15 protein-coding genes are annotated in these 21,697 nt (G+C 45.3%); 6 read left to right on the top strand and 9 right to left on the bottom strand.

Annotated features, from left to right (window positions below; genetic code table 11):
- Positions 1–5: 5 nt before the first annotated feature.
- Together AB3R30_RS09875 and AB3R30_RS09870 are read left to right on the top strand one after the other, a co-directional pair.
- Positions 6–6,227, top strand: coding sequence for a response regulator (locus AB3R30_RS09875; protein ID WP_458649010.1), 6,222 nt, complete (start codon positions 6–8; stop codon positions 6,225–6,227).
- 110 nt (positions 6,228–6,337) lie between these two features.
- Positions 6,338–6,568: a hypothetical protein gene (locus AB3R30_RS09870; RefSeq protein ID WP_458649009.1), complete on the top strand. Its 231-nt coding sequence runs from the start codon at positions 6,338–6,340 to the stop codon at positions 6,566–6,568.
- Positions 6,569–6,588: 20 nt separating this feature from the next.
- Here the strand turns inward: AB3R30_RS09870 and AB3R30_RS09865 are convergent, their stop codons facing one another.
- Positions 6,589–6,831 (bottom strand): ferredoxin-thioredoxin reductase variable chain, encoded by a 243-nt coding sequence (locus AB3R30_RS09865; RefSeq protein ID WP_458649008.1) that lies wholly within the window; start codon positions 6,829–6,831, stop codon positions 6,589–6,591.
- 159 nt (positions 6,832–6,990) lie between these two features.
- On the bottom strand, positions 6,991–8,946 hold the full coding sequence (locus AB3R30_RS09860; RefSeq protein ID WP_458649007.1) for a PP2C family protein-serine/threonine phosphatase: 1,956 nt from the start codon (positions 8,944–8,946) through the stop codon (positions 6,991–6,993).
- A gap of 398 nt (positions 8,947–9,344) precedes the next feature.
- Between AB3R30_RS09860 and AB3R30_RS09855 the strand changes: the two genes are divergently transcribed.
- The 3 genes from AB3R30_RS09855 (at position 9,345) to AB3R30_RS09845 (ending at position 13,445) form a co-directional block, all read left to right on the top strand.
- Complete coding sequence (locus tag AB3R30_RS09855; protein WP_458649006.1) at positions 9,345–9,998, top strand: LON peptidase substrate-binding domain-containing protein; 654 nt, start codon at positions 9,345–9,347, stop codon at positions 9,996–9,998.
- A gap of 266 nt (positions 9,999–10,264) precedes the next feature.
- Positions 10,265–10,645: an STAS domain-containing protein gene (locus tag AB3R30_RS09850; RefSeq protein WP_458649005.1), complete on the top strand. Its 381-nt coding sequence runs from the start codon at positions 10,265–10,267 to the stop codon at positions 10,643–10,645.
- Between the two features lie 127 nt (positions 10,646–10,772).
- The gene (locus AB3R30_RS09845; RefSeq protein ID WP_458649004.1) at positions 10,773–13,445 is read left to right on the top strand and encodes a TIGR03960 family B12-binding radical SAM protein; all 2,673 of its coding nucleotides are present in this window, start codon (positions 10,773–10,775) and stop codon (positions 13,443–13,445) included.
- A 44-nt stretch (positions 13,446–13,489) separates the two neighbouring features.
- On the opposite strand, the gene AB3R30_RS09840 is transcribed toward AB3R30_RS09845, so the two are convergent.
- Positions 13,490–13,933 (bottom strand): ATP-binding protein, encoded by a 444-nt coding sequence (locus AB3R30_RS09840; RefSeq protein WP_458649003.1) that lies wholly within the window; start codon positions 13,931–13,933, stop codon positions 13,490–13,492.
- Between the two features lie 208 nt (positions 13,934–14,141).
- Between AB3R30_RS09840 and AB3R30_RS09835 the strand changes: the two genes are divergently transcribed.
- The gene (locus tag AB3R30_RS09835) at positions 14,142–15,293 is read left to right on the top strand and encodes a PP2C family protein-serine/threonine phosphatase (RefSeq protein ID WP_458649002.1); all 1,152 of its coding nucleotides are present in this window, start codon (positions 14,142–14,144) and stop codon (positions 15,291–15,293) included.
- Positions 15,294–15,314: 21 nt separating this feature from the next.
- On the opposite strand, the gene AB3R30_RS09830 is transcribed toward AB3R30_RS09835, so the two are convergent.
- The 6 genes from AB3R30_RS09830 to AB3R30_RS09805 all read right to left on the bottom strand — a co-directional run bounded on the left by AB3R30_RS09830 (position 15,315) and on the right by AB3R30_RS09805 (position 21,434).
- Entirely contained in the window at positions 15,315–16,664 is a 1,350-nt protein-coding gene (locus AB3R30_RS09830) for a type ISP restriction/modification enzyme (protein WP_458649001.1), read from the bottom strand.
- Complete coding sequence (locus tag AB3R30_RS09825; RefSeq protein WP_458649000.1) at positions 16,661–17,050, bottom strand: type II toxin-antitoxin system VapC family toxin; 390 nt, start codon at positions 17,048–17,050, stop codon at positions 16,661–16,663. The genes AB3R30_RS09830 and AB3R30_RS09825 overlap by 4 nt, the downstream gene beginning before the upstream one ends.
- 1 nt (position 17,051) lies before the next feature.
- On the bottom strand, positions 17,052–17,285 hold the full coding sequence (vapB, locus tag AB3R30_RS09820; RefSeq protein WP_458648999.1) for a type II toxin-antitoxin system VapB family antitoxin: 234 nt from the start codon (positions 17,283–17,285) through the stop codon (positions 17,052–17,054).
- Positions 17,282–19,024 (bottom strand): N-6 DNA methylase, encoded by a 1,743-nt coding sequence (locus AB3R30_RS09815; protein WP_458648998.1) that lies wholly within the window; start codon positions 19,022–19,024, stop codon positions 17,282–17,284. The genes vapB and AB3R30_RS09815 overlap by 4 nt, the downstream gene beginning before the upstream one ends.
- Positions 19,025–19,106: 82 nt before the next feature.
- Entirely contained in the window at positions 19,107–20,633 is a 1,527-nt protein-coding gene (locus AB3R30_RS09810) for a PAS domain-containing sensor histidine kinase (RefSeq protein ID WP_458648997.1), read from the bottom strand.
- 54 nt (positions 20,634–20,687) lie between these two features.
- Positions 20,688–21,434, bottom strand: a complete 747-nt coding sequence (locus AB3R30_RS09805; protein WP_458648996.1) for a hypothetical protein — start codon at positions 21,432–21,434, stop codon at positions 20,688–20,690.
- Positions 21,435–21,697 lie beyond the last annotated feature (263 nt).

Genomic DNA, 21,697 nt, shown 5'->3' with positions numbered 1-21,697 from the left:
CTGCCATGCAGCCTGATCAACAGCAGCGAATCATGGGCTATTTCATTGAGGAGGCGAAAGACCACCTCAATACAATTGAGCAGGGTTTGCTGAATCTACAAGCAACCATCGAAGATTCAGAAACGGTGAATGAGGTTTTTCGAGCGGCTCACTCCATCAAAGGCGGTGCTGCCATGTTGGGGTTGGACAGTATTCAGCAAGTTGCCCACCGTTTAGAAGATTACTTTAAACTCCTCAAAGAAACATCCATCCGTGTTGACCAAAAGCTAGAATCTCTTTTCCTAAAGGTCTTTGATGCTCTTCAAGAATTAGTCGGGCAACTGCAAGGTTCCTTTGGTTTGACTGAAGAAAATGCCAAGGTGGTCATTTCAGCCGTTGAGCCTACCTTTAGTGAATTAGAACAGCACTTATCTCAGATTGCCGCTAACGCTCCAGCCGTCTCTCGCGAACCTGTTTCTACACCTGCTTTTGTTTTTTCCCATCACTCAGAAAATGCAGTCGAAGAACTCTTCAAGGGAGAGATTCCGGCTCGTTTGCGGGAAATGCTGCAATTATTCAAACAGCCTGATGTAGAGACAGCACCCCGGCAGCAACTTCAAGAAATTTGTCGCAGTTTAAGCAGCATGGGCGAACAGTCCGGCTTGTCTGCTTGGTGCCATTTGATTGATACTGCTCGTCAGGCGATCGCTTATCCCGAAAATAGCTATCGTGTACTTGCTCCAATTGTTATTAAAGACATTAAACAAGCCCAAGAAATGGTGATTGCAGGTCGTGCTGGAGACATTACTCCTTGCGAACAACTGCAAGCGCTTCTTCCTGCTGACTCTTTGCTCGATACAATAGTCCAGGTCGATTTTGCAGATTTGCTAGCAGAAGTAGACCCAATGGATTTGTCAGAATCATCTGATTTAGATTTTAATGATTTTGACGAAACAGACCTTAACTTTGATCAAGATCTTTCTTCCTCTACTGATTTTTCTTTAAGCGGTTTAGAAGCCACAGAAATTGGTTTGGATTTAGGCAGCGATCTGACTACTCAACTGGCGGACGATGACTTTGACACTCATCAGGGTCCTGAAGTAGGCATGGCAGAACTCAATACGCTAGCCGATTTATTTGAAGGAGAAATGCCAGATTTAGGCTTGACCTGGCAAAAAGAAGAAATTCTCACAGATGACTCTGATATATTTGCGACCCCTGATACTGCTCAAGTCTTTGATCCCTCTAGTGACTTTTCTGACCTTCTATTTGACGAAGAATCGCCTCAAACTCACTCATCTGCTACTTCAGACGATGAGTTGAATGATCTATTTGGTGATGATTTCTCAGACAGCTTGGCATTAGATACCGCGATTCGTGAAACGATCCCTGGGGGAATCGCCCAAGAGTTGATCGCTTTTCCTCCGGCTGAAAGTAGCCCGATTGACTCAGATGACTTTGACGATTTATTAACCATTAGTCCGTCCAACTCATCATCTACCGATTTAGATGATGTCTTTGGAGATCTGATTTTAGAGGAAGATCTAGCCGATAGCGGCGATTCCCTATCGGATCTAGATCTGGAGTTGAATTTAGAGACTTTACAGCCTACAGATGCTCCCCTGTTAAACGAATTTTATAGCGATGATTTGAATCTAGATCTAGAACTGTCTGACTCTGACCTAAGCAGTCTGCCTGAGTCTACTGTTGTTCCTGATCCTTGGGGAGAACTGGAAGCCCCTGGAGCCCTTGAAGCTCCAGGTATTTCTTTAGAAGAACTGGCTTTAGAAGAAAATAGTCTAGATAACTTTCTAGAAAGCTTGCCTGATGACTCTATTCTGGATCTTGAAGCAATCTTAGAAAGCAATCAATCGTTTGATGAACTCCAGCCTGAAAGCTCTGAACCACTGGTTTCATCGGAGGAGACAATCCCCGACCCTTGGGGTGAGTTGTCAGAAGCACCTGAACTGGCGATCGCGGCTGCGGCTGTCCCAGATGAGATTTCTGCTCCTTCTCTGAGCGATTTTGACCTAGATCTCGAAGAGTTCAACTTTGATCAGGTTGAAGCAACTTCAGATTCAACAGCACCCTCTTTTCAACTTGAAGAAGAACTTGAAGGAAATAGTTTTGAAGAAAGTAGCAACCTAGCCCTTGATAACTTTTTCGATGATTTATCATCTGACTTTTCAGAGAGTATAGAAACTCAAACCGTCGAGGCTGACTTCAATACTCCAGATTTATCCACAGTAGATTTTAATGAACTCTCGAATCTAGACTCATTCCTAGGTACTCCAGAAAATGCATCTTTACCTGAAGATTCAATTTCTGAATTGCTGATAGATGATGAAAACTCGCTGAATTTTGATTTGCTTGATAATACATTTTTTGAAGAGGCTGAAATCAACGAAGCACCTCTAACTATTAATCCCATCTCAGATATTTCGGAGAGTGATCTTTCAGAAAGTGATCTTTTTGATGAGGCGATAGAAACTTCTACAGAAAATGAAGATTCTTTTGAATTCATGCTGGGTCAAGCAGATCCCCTTCTTTCCGAGGAGACAAGTAACCTAGACGATTTGTTTGGGGAACCCTTTGAGGAAAATACAGCAAACTTACTAGAGCAATCAGACGATCTATTGTCTGGGCAACTTGATAGTTCTAGTGATTCCATAGGCATAGGCGATTTAGATGATTTATTTGGAGAGACTAATTCTTTTGATAATTTGTCAGACTCGCTCAGCCTGACTGAAGAACCTATCCAGCTTGAGCCGCCTGCTATAAGTCCTACAGAAAATGAAGATTCCTTTGAATTAACACTCGACGAAACAGACGCTATTCTCACCGATGAAACAGGTGATTTAGATGATCTGTTTGGTGAAATAGCTGTTGTAGAAAATTCACAAGATTTTCTAGGGCTATCATCTGAGCAATTTGATAGTTCTGGCGATGCTACAGATGATTTAGAAGATTTATTTGGAGAAACTAATCCTTTTGAAGATTCAGCAAACTTGCTCAATCTCACCGATGAAATTAGCCAGTTCGACAAATCTGAGTCTCTGATTGATGAGCTTGAGGATCTCAATGGGCTTGATGAACCTTTGACAGACTCAGATCAGCTTTTAGAGCTTGAGCTTGAGTCTTACCAAGTTTCCCTTTTAGATAATGAGGGACAGCTTGAGGATGGTCTTGTTTTTGAAGATAGTCTGGTTGTTGCAGAATTTGAAGTTGAAGATGACCTTGCAACTGAAACTCTTCTAGTCTTTGAAGAGCTATCTTTTCCAGACTCATCTCTAGATATTGAGAATAGTTCAAGTTTGGATGATTTACTAGGGGATGAAAATCCTTTCACTGAAGAACCATCTGAACTAGATGATCTATTTGGTGAAAATGTTTTTTCGATGGAGCAAGATTCCGACAGTGAGTTGAACAATTTGTTAGGAGATGAGCTTTCATTTGAGACTATTCAAGGTGAAGAGGATCAAGGCGAAGATGACCATGTTAATCTTTTAGAACCTGATCAGGATTTGGAAGACTTAAGTTTGAATGAATTAAGTTCTTCTAACAACGATTTCTTAGATTTAGAAAACATTACAGCAGATGAACTCCTTCAAGATGATTTAGCTTCAGCAACTGATAACTTCTCTGATTTAGATAATCTTCTAGGCTCGGATGATCTTTCAAGTGGTGAGCTTCGAGATGATGAAATATCGTCCATGACACCGGACGATTTTACTAATGCTGATCTTGCTGACTCTGATGCGTTCTCTGATTTAGATAATCTTTTAGACAGCAATGATTTTTTGGGCGAGGAGTTGCTAAATGATGCTTCTTTACAGGATGAGATCGCTTCCACATCATCAGAACCAGATGAATTCGATGATTTGGATAGTCTTCTTGATGATGAAGTTTTTCCTTCTGAGAATAGCGAACCTGAGAGTAACGAATTTGATGAATTAGAAGCATTATTGGGCGGTGGCGCTGTTCTTGGTGCTGGCGCGATCGCTTTTGCGAATGGAGATGCTGATAGTGAAGAACATGCCGATGTTGGGGAACCACTAGCGTTTGATGAATTTTCTGACCTAGAGTCTTTGTTAGGGGATGAAATTGATTTCCATGCTGCGGGGTCAGCCCTTAGTGAAGGTGCGGGAAGTAGCTCTGGGTTTGATGATCTTGACGATCTGCTGAAGGACACCGAGGAGAAGTTAGGCGGGGTTCCGTCTGTTAAAGTGGTTCGGGGTAGCGCTCCTCAGCCGCGACGCACGAATCGTCCCACCCGTGGATTTAGTGAACAAACGATGCGGGTGCCAGTCAAACATTTGGACAACCTCAGCAACTTGGTTGGGGAACTGGTGGTTAATCGCAATAGCCTAGAACAAGATCAAGAGCGCTTACGGCAGTCTTTAGACAACTTGCTCTATCAAGTGCAGCAGTTAAGCGATGTTGGACAGCGGATGCAGGATTTATACGAGCGATCGCTGCTCGAAAGTTCTCTGCTTGCGAGTCGGCAAGGCTACCGGGCTGAACCGTTTCAATCCAACTTGCGTCGTGCAGAAATGGTTGAAAATGCCGCTACTCGTTCCAATGAAGTAGAATATGACCCGCTCGAAATGGATCGATTTACCGGCTTTCACTCTCTTTCTCAAGAAATGATTGAGTTGATTGTGCGAGTCCGAGAATCTTCTTCTGATATTGAGTTCATCGTTGACGAAACGGAACAGGTCACGCGCATGTTTCGCCAAGTCACCACTCAACTTCAAGAGGGACTAACCCGGTCTCGCATGGTGCCGTTCGCTCAAACCGCCGATCGCCTGCCGCGAGCCGTTCGCGATATTTCCATGAAAGTCGGCAAGCAAGCTGAGTTGGTGATTGAAGGGCGAGAAACCTTAATCGACAAAATGATCTTGGAGCAACTCTATGATCCAATGACCCACCTGGTGAACAATGCAATCACCCACGGCATTGAGTCTCCAGACGTTCGTAAAGCGGCTGGAAAACCTGCCTCTGGGCGGATTATCATTCGGGCATTTCACCAAGGTAACCAAACCATTCTTTCGGTGTCAGACGATGGTGCTGGCATTGATGTGGAACGGGTCAAATCGAAGGCAGTTGAAAAGCGCCTAATCAGCCAAACTGAAGCTAGAAGCATTTCTCGATTAGACGTTTATGATATTCTCTTTCATCCTGGATTTAGTACTAAAGATCAGGCGGACGATTACTCTGGTCGCGGTGTGGGTATGGACGTGGTGCAGACTAGCTTAAGTGAAATTCGAGGAGTGATTAGTACCGATTCTACTCCTGGAAAAGGGACTACTTTTACCATTCGTCTGCCGCTGACCTTAAGTATTTCTAAGGCGCTTTGCTGTATCAGCGATCGCGCTCGAATTGCCTTCCCCATGGATGGGGTGGAAGATATGCTAGATATGCCGAAGGAGCGCCTTCAAACGGATGCAGAGGGTCAGTCCTCCATTGCTTGGCGAGATACGATTCTTCCAGTACGACCCTTGGCGGAACTGCTAGGCTACAACCGCCACTTAGGACGCGGTAACGTCTATGGAGGCAACCAAGAAGACGATATTGTCTCTGTTGTGGTGCTTCGTAGTGCTGGCAACTTTTTGGCGCTGCAAGTGGATCAAGTTTTAGGAGAACAGGAAATTGTTATCAAACAACTTGAAGGTCCTGTTCCTAAACCAATTGGTGTCGCAGGTGCAACAGTTTTGGGCGATGGACGCATCATGCCGATCGCCGATGTATTGGAACTGATTGATCTGTCCATGGGTCGAATTCGTCGCGATGCCGGCGGTTCACTGTGGGAGCAAAGTGACGATGGTATGGCTCCAGAAGCTCCTGCTACCAAAACTGAGCCAATGGTGCTGATTGTGGATGACTCCATTACCGTTCGCGAACTACTGTCTATGACCTTTAATAAAGTCGGCTATCGAGTTGAACAGGCACGAGATGGACAAGAAGCCTGGGAAAAACTCCGTTCTGGTTTACCCTGCGATATCGTTTTCTGTGATATTGAGATGCCTCGCATGGATGGGCTAGAGTTGCTTTCCCGGATTCAGAAAGATCCTAATTTGAAACTCTTACCGATCGCGATGCTCACTTCACGGGGTGCCGATCGCCACCGTCAAATGGCAGCCACTCTAGGAGCCAGCGGCTATTTCACCAAGCCCTATTTAGAAGAAGCCCTGCTAGATGCAGCGCAGCGAATGCTAAAAGGCGAACGGTTGCTGAATAACGGCTAAGTCCTTCTATCCTCTCTTTAGACAGCACGAGAAAAGGTCAAGACAGTAACTATCCGTTATTCCTTAATTCAGGATCTTCATGTCCTAACCTATTCATCCGCTACCATACCATGTCGCACGATTTACGCTGGATTGCGCCCACTCCGCCCGAACCGGATTTTGCGGTGTTGGAAGTTCATCAACTCACGCACGAGTTTCATGAAGAAGTTCAGCATCGTCATGAGTTCGATCGCTATTGCCAGTGGTACTATGCGACTGCTGAGAGGCATCGCCGTGAAGCCCAAAAAATGCAGAAAGACGTAAATCTATTCGGTTGGTTTTGTCGAGGTTTGTGGCGATAGTGACTCTTGCGGCTGAACGCTCACACTTTTTCTAGCTCAAACGCTTGTAGATGAACTTTAAACTTGGCTCCAAACTTAACTAGGTAAGGAAAATTGGCGCTGACGGGTCGCCCTTTGTATTCTTTGACAATTTGAACGACCTCGCCTTCCTGCCCTTGCAGATCAAACTCTTGATTGCGATGGTCTGGATGATGGTAAACAACAATAGACTGAGCGACTTGAACGCGATCGCCCACTGAAAAAGATTCTGTATCAATCTGCATAATTCAACAATTCCTGCACAACCGCAATTCCCAGAGGGAGTCCTGTGGAAAGCTTCGCTAACGTTTTACGAATCGCCGCTGCTCCGAGCGGTTCTTACTGCCCACTAGCGACAGCTTTTTCATCTTTGCATAAGAGCGTACCATCCTACATAAAGGTCATTATGACTTTGGGGTTAACTGTTCCCGGCGGGGCTGACTGCCGGGATGCACCTGTACCCAAATCGCCACAGCGCTCCCAATCAACAGCGTTGCTAAAATCAGCCCAACCCACAGCAGTTTGTTTGGTTTTTGCCCTTTTCCTGCCTGACTATCAGCCGCTTGATCTGCCATGCCTGCCTCTTGTAAAAGCCCGCGTGAAGAGGCTGCCCAGTCTGAAGTCAATGGGGCGCGAACGCCAGGGAATGAGACATCTGGCAGTGGAGTAGAAACGTGACAATCCAATAACACGACTGATACATTGTCATGCCCATTATTTTGATTGGCTAGATCAACCCACGCTTGGGCGGCTTCACTCAACGTTTTTTTACCCCGGAAAACTTCGCCCATAATGTCTAACCAAGCAGACTCGACCCAGCCGTTATCGCTTAGTCCATCGGAACATAGCAATAAAATACCGTCTTCTTCTAGTACAAAACGTTGAATGCTAGGGCGCAAAAATTCTGAATTTCGGGTGCCAAGCGCTTGAATCAATGACCCTGAGTCAGGTCGCTTTAAGGCTTCTCGATAGAGCGATCGCCCCATCCGCACTTCTCTCGCCGCCACATCATCATCCACAGTCAACTGATGGCAATAGCGAGGAGTGAGCCAGTAGGCGCGGCTATCTCCCACGTTGACAAGATAGAGTTCGTGGCTATTTTCTGCGACTTGTCCAGTGGACAGCAAAACTTGCTGAGGGAACTGGAGCGCCATTACCAACGTTGTGCCCATGCGTCGCCGTGCCTCGCGCCCCTGCATGTCGTTTTGGGCAGCAATCATGTCATTGATCACCCGAACGATCGCCTCAATTTGTTCGGCGACAATCTCAGGAAGAACCAGGCTTTCTGCCGTTTTTACTTCTGCCAATAGCGCCTGAATTTGTAGCTTTAGTGTTTGAACTGCAAGCTGGCTAGCAACCTCGCCGCCTTCATGCCCACCGATCCCATCACACACTGCCACCAAGCGCGGAAAAACTTCATCGTCGGTTTTGATGCTACCTGCTTGGGTCAGATCGGGGTAACAGGTATCTTCATTGTGATCCTGTTGCGGTCCTGGATCGGTAGCGCTGGCAATTTGCAACCGTAAAGGAAGCTGAGCCGTCTGTTGGAGCAGTAATTGGTTAAGCTGAGCCGCGATTCGTGAAACGATCCCTACGGGAATCGCCTCTAACTCAACCCCAACTTCATGCATGTCCTGACACAATTTTTGTAGCGGCACGGCAATCTCTGGTTTTGCCTGATCGAGCCATCCTAGCCAGACATTCGCCAGGTCTGCCAACCCTAACATTGGCGTATCTAGCGATGTCTCATCGTCTGTGGCAAATTCTGCGGCAAATAATGCCTCATCCACAAAAAGCTGACATAAACGCACTCGCCATCCTTCTACTCGGATATTCTCCGCAGCAAGCAAGCTAGCGCTAACTCCTTGCTCAGCTAAGGGATTCCACAGGTGCAACAATTGCCACAACCAATAAACTTGACGGGCTGCGGTTGCCTGTCCCCACGCTTGAGCGATCGCCGGAAATAGGTTCCCTTGCTTATCTAAGGGAACATTCTCTAATAAAAAAACTTCTTCCGCTGCGAGATCGTCCCCTTTAGACCATAAACCATGAACTTCAGGGACATGGAGCCGATAAGGGTAAAGATATAAATACGGCAGTAAAGCGTCGGGTAATTCCTCAGTTGGAAAATCGGGCTGTAGACCGGGCTGGGTATCTAGCCAAATTTGTGGCGCTTTGACCACATATCGTCCTCCCACCTGGCTATCGACAGGAAACTGTAACACTGCTTCTCCCATCGCCCAAACATAGCGATACACCAAAGGTGTTTGACAGCTTTTGCAAAGGCTATTGCCAAAATCATTTAAAGGCGCTGCACAGTGTAGATTAGGACAATAAATTTGGGGTTGGGAAGAACTCATATCACAACTGAAGGAGATGCTTAAAAAAATATACCGACCATAAGGGTATGGCACAATGTGCTTTCTGTCCTAACCCGATGGGCGAGGTTTTTGCCTAGCCCATTAGGATTGACTGCACAAGGTGGACTTATCATAACAGCCATTTTTATAAATGCTTGGATAGAGTAAATGCTTAGATAGAGAAACTGAAACAAGGACTATATTATCCGACCCTAATTTCAGATCTTATCTAATCTCACTAGGATTCTAGGCGTATACCTAGGTGTAAATGAATTATTTTCACCCTAGACTAACAAAGGACGTGCTTTCTCAAAACGGGTTGTGGGCATACTTCCCAATCCTTTGTCGAGATGGGCTACAGTAGAAAAAATACAGTCGTCTTTAAAATAAGGAGACTAATGGCATCTTCTTCCTCGATCGCGGTTCGAGAACTGCCCCTTTTCCCATTGCCCGAAGTTGTATTATTTCCAGGAAGACCCCTTCCCCTACACGTTTTTGAGTTTCGCTATCGGATCATGATGAATACGGTCTTGGAAAGCGATCGCCGTTTTGGCGTATTAATGTGGGATCAAGCCCAAGGCAAACCCGCTGCTGTTGGGTGTTGTGCTGAAATCATTCAATTCCAACGTTTGCCAGACGATCGCATGAAAATTCGCACTCTTGGGCAACAGCGTTTTCGCGTTCTAGAATACGTTAGAGAAAAGCCCTATCGGGTTGGCTTAGTGGAGTGGATCGAAGATAATCCCCCTGAGCAAAACTTAAACCCTATGGCAGAGAGCGTTTCGCAGCTTTTGCAAGATGTCGTCCGGTTGTCTGCAAAGTTGACAGGCGAACCAATTGAGTTGCCAGAGACTATGCCCCAGTCGCCCTTAGAGTTATCCTATTGGATTGCGAGTAATTTGTATGGGGTTGCCGAGGAGCAACAAGCCCTTTTAGAAATTCAAGATACGGCCGTCCGTCTCGAACGGGAGGTAGAAATTTTAACCTCAACTCGTAACCATCTGGCAGCCCGCACTGTATTAAAAGATACTTTGAATAATACGCTTCAGTGAACTCTTGGAATCTAACTGCTAGCGTAATATAGCCTGCTAGCGTAATATAGCCGAATAGGTCATAGCGCTGATTCATTGTAAGTGTTTTTGCTAGAAAATGTAAGTATCGGAAGCTACATCTGCGGAAAATACTGACGAAACCTTTAAAGAGCAGCAAATCGGGTAAAGATTCGGCGAATACTCAGTGTTTTAATAGGCAACTTTAATTAAGTGCAACTAGGGTAATGGGATAAAAGCTCACTAATTCCCCAGCACAAGGTTTGTTTATGCAGATGCTATCGATTCGCCCTCAGAAAACTCACTTTGAAACTTTTGAAACTTTTGAAACTGCTGTTGTGCTGCAACCTCAAGGCTCGTTGAGCATTGACAGTGTTACTTGGTTTATCCATCAAGTTAACGCGGCTATGGTGTCTGAGAAGCCTTCTAGTGTCATGATCGATATGAGCCAGGTTGACTTTTTAGATAGCAGCGGAGTCATGGCGATCGCCCATGGGTTGAAGTTAGCCCGAAGCGCCAATAAGCGATTCTGCTTGTGTTCTGTCTCTCGTGCTGTCTACATGGTGCTTGAACTTACTCAGCTTGATAGCGTACTCGAAATTTTTGAAAACCCTTCTGCGTTCAACTTAAATCTTAAACTAGCTGCTTAAAAGGTGAACGTTGAGATGAGCAATCGCACAATGGAGCGATGAATGTTGCCTGCTTCAAACTTCTGCCAACCAAGGGTTCAGTATACTGAAGACTAGGGTTGTTAGTTTGTAAAAAAGGGTGTTGCTTGTGGCGATCGCAGTCGAACCGTTATTGACTTCAGATATTCTTCGACCCGCGCGTTATTTAGGCAACGAGCTTGGTGCCATACACAAATCGTGGGATGAAGCCACAGTGCGCTGGGCATTGACCTATCCCGAAGTGTATGAGGTAGGGGCTTCCAACCTAGGGCACATTATTTTATACAGCATTTTGAATGCTCAGCCTCGTCAGTTGTGCGATCGCGCCTATCTGCCTGCCGCTGATTTCATCACCAAACTCCGCACTACGCAAACGCCATTATTTGCAGTCGAATCGCGCCAAGCACTCAGCCAGTTTGATATCTTAGGATTCAGCCTCAGCTATGAGTTGGGCGCAACCAACATCTTAGAAATGCTGGATTTGGCTGGCATTCCCCTCACTGCCAAAGACCGTAGTGCTCCCGGCGTGTGGAATGTTGAAACAGGCAGCTATCCGCTGATTTTTGCCGGGGGACAAACTGCCACATCAAACCCTGAACCCTATGCCGATTTCTTTGACTTTATTGCGCTGGGCGATGGTGAAGAACTTCTACCCGAAATTGGCTTAGTGGTTGAAGAAGGCAAACTCGCCAAGCTTAGCCGGGAAGAGTTGCTGCTGGATTTGGCTCAAGTGCCTGGCGTATACGTGCCACAGTTTTATGACTTGGCGGCGGATGGTTCCGTGCAGCCCAACCGGGCAGATGTGCCGACCCGAATTCTACGGCGAGTGGCTACACCCATGCCTGCTTATTCCATTGGGCTAGTGCCCTATGTGGAAACGGTTCACGATCGCCTGGTGATTGAAATTCGCCGGGGTTGTACGCGGGGATGTCGCTTTTGTCAACCTGGAATGCTGACCCGTCCAGCACGAGATGTGGAGCCGGAAGCGGTGATTGAAGCGATCGAGCAAGGAATGCGGGCAACGGGATATAACGAATTTTCGCTGCTGTCCCTCAGTTGTTCCGATTACTTAGCGTTGCCTGCCGTGGGCGTAGAAATCAAAAATCGACTGAAGGATGAAAATATTTCCCTTGCGTTACCGAGTCAGCGCGTTGATCGCTTTGACGAAAATATTGCCAATATCCTAGGGGGCACTCGCCAAGGCGGACTCACCTTTGCCCCCGAAGCTGGCACCCAACGCCTACGAGACATTGTGAATAAAGGGTTGACTAATGAAGAATTGCTGCGGGGCATCAAAACGGCTCACGAGCAAGGATGGGATCGGGTCAAACTCTATTTCATGATTGGGTTACCGGGCGAAACGGATGTCGATGTGATAGGGATTGCGGAGACAGTGCGCTGGCTTCAGCAAGAATGTCGATCTCACGGGAGAAAGTCGCTTAATTTCAATATTACGATTTCCAACTTTACGCCAAAACCTCACACGCCCTTCCAGTGGCATTCGGTTTCTGCGGCGGAGTTTGCGCGTAAGCAGGCACTCCTAAAATCAGAATTTCGCCATAATCGGGGATTGAAAGTCAACTTTACCGATGTTCGCATTTCGGCAATGGAAGATTTTGTTGGGCGGGGAGATCGCCGTTTAGCCCCGGTCATTCTCCGGGCGTGGCAACTGGGCGCTGGCATGGATGCCTGGTGGGAAAGCTTAGAGCGTGCCTATGGCGCTTGGTCACAGGCGATCGCGGAATCGGGATTGACCTGGAAATATCGTCAGGTTGAGAACGGAGAATGGAATATTTTTGATCAATCCGACCCTCAGCCTGTTTCAACATCGCCCACCTTAGATTCTGCTTCCTTCTACACCGCTCCTTTACCATGGGATCATCTTGATACAGGCATCGATAAACAGTGGCTAATCGATGATTTGCAACGGGCACTAGCCGCTGCCACTGTGCCAGATTGTTCCTTTGAAGGCTGTTCTCACTGCGGCGTATGTAGCGTCGATTTTGGACATAACGTTGTTGTGCCGCCCCCTGCCATTCCTAAATTTGTGGGGCAGTTTGTACCCAATCAGCAGCGGGTTCAACGAGTGCGGGTGTGGTTAGGCAAACAGGGCGACATGGCATTAGTCAGCCATTTAGATTTAATGCGGCTCTACGATCGCGCCGCCCGACGAGCCGCTTTACCCATCACGTTTACCGGCGGGTTTCATCCTGGTCCTCGGATTATTCCTGCCAATGCGCTACCGTTGGGGGTGACCAGTTCTGGTGAAATTGTAGATTTTGAGCTAACTCAGTCGATGGATCTGGAGGTGTTTCAAGCAAAGTTAGCCGCCCAACTTCCAGCAAATATGCCGATTTATCGCGTGGAGCAAATTAGCCTGAGTGCGCCTGCTGCAACTCAGTTACTTGAGCAAGCAGAATATGAAATCACGGTGGGTCTTGCCGATGATAAGGAAACCCCTATCAATTTGGCAACCTGTCAAACTTGGGTTGAAGCGGTGTTGAACAGCCCAGAGATTTGGATAGAGCAGACGACTAAATCTGGGAAAACTCGTGCCGTGAATTTGCGCGATCGTCTATTTCATCTAGAACTCATTGCCTCGGCTGGCTCCTTCCCTTTCTCTTCTCACTTTTCCCTAAAATATGTCGGTAGCTGCCGCAATGATGGCACACTACTACGTCCCGATGCGCTGCTTCGGATGCTGGAACAAGTCGCAAATCAACCGCTATACCTCCTCAAAACCCATCGCACCCGCTTGATTTTAAGGACGGCTTCAGATTGAAGACTTGCAGTAATTGTTATTCGGTCTTGTGCTTGCTCTTGTTTTTAAACTTTCTTCAAAATCAACAAACAGTTGCGAGCATCCGGCATCCGGGTATAGGTGAGAATATCTGAGATTCGCTGCATTAATCTTAGTCCCCGTCCACCTTCTGCCTCCGTATCCCATTCATGCGGCATGTCTTGGAGTCGCTTTTCCAAATCGAACGGTGCGCCTTGATCCCAAATCCGAATTTCAATACTATCTTCAAACACTTGTACTTCTAAATCAATCAAAGTTTCCGTAGATAAATTACGATGAGCATGACGCACTGCATTCGTAAATCCTTCGGCTACTGCCAATTGGCACTGCATCCAAGCTTGGGAATGAATTGGAGGATGATTAAATTGGTCAAACCACTCAAGCACTTGAGCAAGCGCGTCAAGATCTGTATTAACTTGAAGGAATGCTCGATGGAGTGGTTGCAATGTTGAGGCTCTGAAAAGTGTCACCAGTGTAGTCCTAATAAACTGGAAGAATGGTTTGATGAAATAGTCAGAAAATGGCAGATATCTGAACTATAGCCCCTGACTCTCTAGCCTTCCATCCTAGTGTATGGTTGATCCTTGACGATTTAATCGCTTCACTAAGTTAAAACTCCTTAGTCATTCCTTTGAAGACAAGTATTCCCTGACTATCCTGCACGGTATCTGTGTTTCTATGTCTAATTTTGCAACAAGAATTCTCATTATTGAAGATGATCCGATCGCTCAAGTCTTTTTAGGAAGAATCCTTGAAGAGCAAGGATATGAAGTTGTGATCGCGAATGACGGTGAAGAGGGCGTGAAGCAGGCGGAGTCATTTCGTCCGGCGCTGATTATTTGCGATTGGATGATGCCCCGCATGGATGGACTGGAGGTATGTCGCAAGCTGAAAGCTGATCCAGAACTTTCGATGATTTTTCTTATTTTACTCACGGTTCGGGGAAGCGTCGAAGATCGGATTTTAGGCTTGGATAGCGGGGCGGATGATTTTTTGGCAAAGCCCGTCGATCCAGACGAGTTGAGGGCACGGGTGCGGGCAGGATTGCGGCTGAATCGAGTTTATCAAGCACTGCAAGAGCAAAAACAAATGCTGGAGGCAGAACTGGTGGAGGCAGCGGGATATGTGCGATCGCTGCTTCCGGCTCCCCTAGATGGCAAAGTGAATATTGACTCGCGCTTTATTCCTTCTCGGCAGTTGGGCGGGGATTGTTTTGATTATTACTGGCTTGATCCAGATTATTTGGCGATTTATTTATTAGATGTGTCGGGACATGGGTTGGGGGCGGCGTTACCGTCGATTTCGGTCTTAAATTTGCTGCGATCGCAATCGATGGACGGGGTAAATTTTTATCAACCAAACCATGTATTGCGCGCCTTAAACGAAGCGTTTCAAATGGATGACCAAAACGATAAATATTTTACGATTTGGTATGGAGTTTACAACCAGGCAAAACGCCAGTTAGTTTACTCTAGCGCTGGGCACCCTCCAGCCTTGCTAATTTCCAACACGAATCCCGACGATACTGAAGTGAAGCAGCTTAAAACCATTAGTTTGCCGATTGGCATGATGCCAGACACAAAATTTAGCAATCAACGCTGCGATATTGATCTGGCTAGCACTCTCTATATTTTTAGCGATGGCATTTATGAAATTATGCAGCCCGATGGGGATATCTGGGGGTTAGATGGATTTATTGCGCTGCTGAGTGATCATCGCCGGACGATCGCGGATCAAGGACTCAACTATGTGTTAAATCACGTCAAAACCCTTAGCCCTAACGAATCGCTGGATGATGATCTATCCCTGCTGCGGATTAACTTTGGCTGAAGTCTCAACAGTGATTTTCTATCAAGTGTCGGGCATTTGTTGAATAACTTTCATAGTTTCTACGCTGACGGTGCAAACCTTTTGCAATAGTTCAATGACGTGTTCTTTGTAGTCGGCAAAGCGATAGGTATTGAACAGTTTAGCGATCGTTGGATCTTTAGGTTTCTTTTCTTTGTATTGATCTAAAATCCACTCTAAGGCGGAACGATTGCCAAGTTTATAATCCCACGCGATCGCGGGAATGCCGCTTAAGCTAGTCACACTATCCAACTCAATTGTTCCTGCCACTTTATCGGCTTTGAGTTTGCATTTAGGGGTTGCTTGGTTAGGGATAATTGTTTGTGTATTGGAGTTTTCATCTAACAAAGAAGCTTGAATTGTAGCGTGAGTTTCGTCTATTACCCCTTCACCAATGCGCTCTAGATCATAGAGTTCAACGTCCTCAAAGTTGATGTGTAAATCCATCAATTGTTTACCCCAATTTGCCCATTGTTGAAAGTTTTCATAAAACGGAATCCGGGGAAACTCGCGTTTGAGGTTGAATTCGTATTTACTGCGGTAAGCAGGATGATGAAGAACCGCATAAACGTAATGGAAAATATCAAGTTTGGTAATTTCAAGAGTGCTGTAGTGAGTTTGAAATTGATTTAATCCCCAGTCGGTAATGTTATCAATGCGAGTTCCATCTTTTTCGTAGCGATAAAGAGGAAGACATTGTGTTCCACCGGACGCGGGGCTAATACAATTCAAATCAGGAATTAGATTTGTTGCAATTACAGCAAATGGTTTACCCGCAGATTGTCCCATAAATCCAATCAGAGAATTCTCTCGATTCAAGTCGGAACCATAAATCTCGTAGTGATTTTTTGTAAGACGCTGACTAGTAAGTTTTTCAGAGTAAAAATATTGTGATGAATATGGTCTATAAAGTGCTTTTATTATTAACTTTGCTTGGTAAAGAATATTGATTTTACTATTTGCATATTCTGTTAGAGAAGAACTCCATTTAATGGAATCACAGCTTTTTTCATCAGTAATACTTTTATTATAATTTTCTATAAAAAACTTGATTTTATTTCTAATATTTGCTTGAGAGAAGTCATAAACCCATTCATCTCTCGTTGTTTCCACACCTCTAGAAAATAAAATAAAGATTGCCTGCTTAGATTTACCATCTTTTACTTCTTTATCAATTAATGGCAAAAGATGATCAAAATCGTTATCGCTTAAATTAATCCAATTTGCTTTCTTATCTGGCGTGATTTGCTCAAACGGGATCTTTTCAAACTTCGCCCGTTTAAACCAGGCAAGCTTTTCTGCTTTTGTCTGCTCATCTTGCAGTGTAAAGTAAAAGATTTTCGCTTTCTTCATGCCCAAATTCGTTGAATTGGATAAGCGTCAAGTTTAGAATCTTTGCTGACTAAAACTAGCGAGTAATTGATCGCTTGACTCACTAACATTCGATCAAATGGATCGCGATGATTTGATGATAAAGGTAGATTGATGTACGTTTGAGTATCTTCAATAGTGATAAGTAAGATCTCAGCATTAATAAATGCTAGGCGAGTTAGTAAATCATCATAGGAACAATTAAGCTGAAGTTTGCCAATATTTATTTTGATTGAAATTTCCCATAAACTAGCAATACTAAAACTTAACTCCGCCCTAGAATCAATAATCTCTCTAGCCTGATTACTTAAACTTGGATCACCCATCACGTACCAGATAAACGCATGAGTGTCTAAAAGCTTTTTCATACTACATATAGTCTTTTAAGTCTTCTAGCGGCTCATCAAAATTATCAGACATAAAAATTTTTCCAGCTAAGCTTCCATAGCCATATTTTTTTTCAATCTCGGTTTTAGATACAGCTTCTTCAGGCTTTTTTTCTGCATATTGACTAACCAAAAAACTAGTGTAAAGCAATACGGATTGCTTAATTGATTCAGGAAGTTTCTCAATATTTTTCAAAATAGCAGTTTCTGTTGTCATGATTTATTCTCCTTTTTAACTCTCACTAGAAACATTACAGCAATGCCAGTTTGGATACCAAATACGTTGTTTTTCGTACCTGAGATTTTGGGATTGTTTCTCACATCCGATTGCGTATCCACAATGTAAATATAATCAAACTCGCGATCGACACACTTACGAAAACCATCAAACGTTTTAGATTCAATAAACGACCGATTGGTGATGAAGGCAATCACGCCATTTTCCCCTAAGCGATCGCTTGCCCATCGAAGGAAGCGAGTATACATATCGTAGACAACAATTTGATTTTGCGCTGTCCCCTCTTTGATGTAAGACTCTTTGATTGCTTTATCAACATTTTTATAAGGACGGTTAGAATTACGCTGATTGAAATTTTCCTGGTGAGCGTTGTAGGGTGGGTTGCCAAGAATGACAGAAATAGTGCGATCGTTTTGTCGTTTGATCCGTGATGTATTCTCCACGCTCAACGCAAATAAATCACCTTGCTTGCCTTCAAAACTGGTGTGATCCAACGTATCGACAAAGCAAATATTTTGAAACTCTTCGTATTTGCCCATCTTTTGTTTATAGGTCAACTCAATATTTAAGTTGGCAACGTAATAGGGCAAAATTGCCACTTCGTTACAGTGAATTTCGTTTTTGTATTTATATTCCAGTTTGTGGGCTGGCAAATATTCAATCAACTCGGTAATAAACGTTCCGGTTCCGGTTGCCGGGTCAAGAATTTCCACACCTGGATCGGCTAACAGTTTGCCAAAATGTTTATGGGTTAAATAATCGGCGCTTTCGATCATGAAGCGAACAATTTCGTTGGGCGTATAGACAATTCCCAAGCGATCTGCTGCTTTTGGATTGTAGGCTTTATAAAAATTTTCGTAGATGACTTTGAGAAATTTTTGCTTTTCGTGATGGTTGGCAATACTCGCCGCTGCGCGATGAATGACGGCATAAAAATGGTTGGTGCGATCGCGGGTATCGCGCTTAATGTTTCCCTTAAAAAAGGTTTGGACAACGGCTTGTAATTCTGAGGCAATGTTGTTTTCTTGGTGAAACTGCGACTCGCCAAAAATGTTGAGAAAAATATCCTCAGTCAAAATATGCTGAATCAGCATTTCTTGAATATCAAAGGCGCTAATTTCAGGATTAATCGATGCCTGACAAATCTTCCAAAACTGGTCGCGCTTTTGCTTAAACGGCTCGTTGCTGTCTTCCTGCGCCTGAATTGTGCTGCGAAGTGCTTCCAAAATGTCGGGCACGTCTTCCTTAAATTGGGCGATCGCCGCCCGAAAATCGCGCACTTCTGGGCGATCGTAGTGGATAAATTGGGTCAGCAGGCGATCGAGGGCATCCACATCTTGCATTGATACGCGCAGCACTTCCTCCCCGTTCTGATATAAAACGGCTGACTGCGAATCCTCAAAAATGATGTTGTCGTTGGGGTAACCCTTGGCAAACTTTTTCTCAATTTCGTCATCCAAATTGTCGTACTGGTCTTTGCTTTCCCAATACCCGATCGCCATCCGAATCGCATCTTTCACCGTGCCATCGGGCTTGACTATCTTGCCGCTTTTCGTCGAATACTCCAGTTCGGCAATCAGTTCATAGTTTTTGGTTTTGCAATACTCATCCAGCAGATTCTCAAATGCCCGCCGAATCGAAGCCTCATTTTTGGAGCCGCCATGCTGAATCAGCTTTTCGATCTTGGTTTGATATTGCGACACCAAAAACTTAGACATCAGGATACCTGCGAGTGATTTTACTGCTGCTTGCGATGAAGCGAGATCTAAAACGCATTTTTTGACTAACTGATCATAGTGATCATTTTGTGGTGGCAGGTTGGCAGATGGGAATCTCAATCCGAAACTCCACTCCCTGCCCCGGCAGAGAGCAACATTTGAGCCTGCCGCCGTGAGTATCGGTGACGATTTGATAGCTGATGTAAAGCCCTAATCCGGTGCCCTGTCCAACCGGTTTAGTCGTAAAAAATGGATCAAATAGGCGATCGCGCAGGCTCTCATCAATACTGTCTCCATTGTTGTGAATCGAGATGGCAACCTGGTTTGGGGCGATTTGCTCAGTCCGAATGGTGATCAGCAGATTAGAAGCATGAGATACAGGGTACGGCGATCGCGGCGATCGCTCTACACGCTCCATTCCGCACTCCGAATTTTCTTCTAACGCATCAATCGCATTGCTTAAAACGTTCATAAATACCTGGTTGAGTTGCCCTGCATAGCATTCCACAAGGGGCAAATCGCCATACTGTTTAATCACTTCAATATCGGGCTGGCTGCCTTTCGCTTTTAGCCGATTTTGCAAAATGAGCAGCGTGTTGTCGATGCCTTCATGGATGTTGACGGGCTTCATGGCGGCTTCGTCTAGCCGAGAAAAGTTGCGGAGTGACAGTACAATTTGCCGAATTCGCTCGGCACCCATTTTGAGCGATCGCAGCAAATCTAATAAATCTCGCTGCACAAATTCCAGCTCGGCGGTTTCAATTTCAGCCTGAATTTCGGGTGCAGGTACAGGATAATGCTGCTGATAAAGATGCAGCAATCTGAATAAATCTCGAATATAGCCTTCGGCAGGAAAAATATTGCCATAGATGAAATTAACTGGATTGTTGATTTCATGGGCAACGCCAGCGACCAATTGACCCAAACTCGACATTTTTTCAGTCTGCACCAGTTGCGCTTGGGTTTTTCCCAACTCGATCAGCGTTTGCGTCAGTGTTTCGGCTTGCTGTCGCGATTGTGCTTCGGAAGTACGGAGGGCTGTTTCAGTCAGTTTTAGGGAGGTAATATCGTGGAAAACCGCTACGGCTCCCTTTTGGTTGTCGTAGTCATCTTTGAGCGATCGCGCCGTCACACTCAGCCAAGTGCCATCTGGATCATGGGCTGGATGAACCAAGATTTCAGCCCGGTCAATCCGTTTGCCGCCCATGGCTTGCAGTAAAGGAAACTCCTCAATGGAGCAGGGTGTTTTGGCATCCGCCAGATAGATTGCTTGAGAAACGCCGCCAGCCTCAGTCCAATCCTGTAACGAAGTATGAGTCGGAGCGATGCCTAAAACCTGTTGAGCATCTGGGTTGAGAAACAAAAACTTTCCAGTTTCATCAACCACGACTACGCCATCCCCCATACTGCCCAAAATGGACTTCAGCACCCGCAGCGCATCTTCTGAATAGGCTAACTGTTTCAGCGCTTTTTCTAGATGCCGTGATTTGTCTAACGTTTCTTGCTCATAGACTTCGAGTAATTCTTTTAAAGCACTAACCTGAGCTTTTAGCTGCTCTACTTCTGGGTTTACAGTTCGCTCATTCACAGCCAGATTGTCTGCGCTCATGGAATAGTTCTATCCTTAACTGGGCGATCGCGAATGATGCACACACTACTGAACTTAATGACTGATTAAAAGTTGTTGATCAAACACCGCACCCCGATCAAACGGCAACACTGCCAGTTTTACATTCAACGCCAATGTCTTAAACATGTCCGCAGTTTCCCGTGAAATTGGCACCTTCGAGAACACAATAATGGCAATCAGATTCCCTGAAGGCAGCATTCCCCCAAAACCCAACACCGATCGCACTTCTAACGGCACAACAAACTCCTGTTGGGCTGGCACATATGGACTGTTGACGGCATCCAACACATGGAACACGTTAAATGTTTTTTGCTCCAAATCGACTATCAGCGTTGGGTCAGGATCTAACACAGCATGAATGGGTAACTCAAACTGAGCAATCAGTTGAGAAATCATTGGCGATTGGGCAACCAACTGTTCACTAATCAAAGGAATGGCTTGATGTCCAACGGATGTCTGTCGCGATCGCCACTCAACGCGATCGCCCTGGGTCGCCAGCAAGGTCAAACACTTGGTTGCAGGTGGAACCGCTTGCTGATTCAGCATCGTTTGAGCGTAGATTTGTAGATCTCGGGGCAAGTCACCAAATGGATGAGTTTTGAAAAAGCGAACCAACGTAAACGCACTTGCGCCATTCGATAAATCAATAAACTGATCATAGAAATAATTGACAATCCGGTCTGCCACTTCCTCCATGCTGTCTGCACCTGTGCCCAGCTTGCGAAGAGCCACACCGCATTCTGTCATGTCACTGAGGGTAAAGGTTGCTGGGTTATACATGGATGGTTGTACTAAAAGAAATGCCTTTAGTTTGAGAAGAAACACCTGGAAAAAAGTGATAAAAATGTGACATTTCTATAGTTCCTTCAATAATCTTTAAACTAACTCTTCAATTGAAATATCTTGTGCAGGGGGCGGGTTCGGGGTTTGGGGTTTAGGGTTCGGGTATAGAGAGCAGAAACTGACTGATCAACTCTATCCGCCACTCGCCATTTTCGCCACTTGCTATAAAACTCAAAATTCCTCTCTGCTAATGACTGCAT

The sequence above is a fragment of the Sivoneniella epilithica UHCC 1019 genome (genome assembly GCF_040830845.1).
Taxonomy (GTDB): Bacteria; Cyanobacteriota; Cyanobacteriia; order Leptolyngbyales; family Leptolyngbyaceae; genus ULC077BIN1.
This window is presented reverse-complemented; position numbering and strand designations above follow the sequence as displayed.

Coding starts and splice junctions, on each gene's coding strand:
- AB3R30_RS09875 (WP_458649010.1), top strand. CDS start 6: ATGCAGCCTGATCAACAGCAGCGAATCATGGGCTATTTCATTGAGGAG.
- AB3R30_RS09870 (WP_458649009.1), top strand. CDS start 6,338: ATGTCGCACGATTTACGCTGGATTGCGCCCACTCCGCCCGAACCGGAT.
- AB3R30_RS09865 (WP_458649008.1), bottom strand. CDS start 6,831: ATGCAGATTGATACAGAATCTTTTTCAGTGGGCGATCGCGTTCAAGTC.
- AB3R30_RS09860 (WP_458649007.1), bottom strand. CDS start 8,946: ATGAGTTCTTCCCAACCCCAAATTTATTGTCCTAATCTACACTGTGCA.
- AB3R30_RS09855 (WP_458649006.1), top strand. CDS start 9,345: ATGGCATCTTCTTCCTCGATCGCGGTTCGAGAACTGCCCCTTTTCCCA.
- AB3R30_RS09850 (WP_458649005.1), top strand. CDS start 10,265: ATGCAGATGCTATCGATTCGCCCTCAGAAAACTCACTTTGAAACTTTT.
- AB3R30_RS09835 (WP_458649002.1), top strand. CDS start 14,142: ATGTCTAATTTTGCAACAAGAATTCTCATTATTGAAGATGATCCGATC.
- AB3R30_RS09830 (WP_458649001.1), bottom strand. CDS start 16,664: ATGAAGAAAGCGAAAATCTTTTACTTTACACTGCAAGATGAGCAGACA.
- AB3R30_RS09825 (WP_458649000.1), bottom strand. CDS start 17,050: ATGAAAAAGCTTTTAGACACTCATGCGTTTATCTGGTACGTGATGGGT.
- vapB (WP_458648999.1), bottom strand. CDS start 17,285: ATGACAACAGAAACTGCTATTTTGAAAAATATTGAGAAACTTCCTGAA.
- AB3R30_RS09815 (WP_458648998.1), bottom strand. CDS start 19,024: ATGTCTAAGTTTTTGGTGTCGCAATATCAAACCAAGATCGAAAAGCTG.
- AB3R30_RS09810 (WP_458648997.1), bottom strand. CDS start 20,633: ATGAGCGCAGACAATCTGGCTGTGAATGAGCGAACTGTAAACCCAGAA.
- AB3R30_RS09805 (WP_458648996.1), bottom strand. CDS start 21,434: ATGTATAACCCAGCAACCTTTACCCTCAGTGACATGACAGAATGCGGT.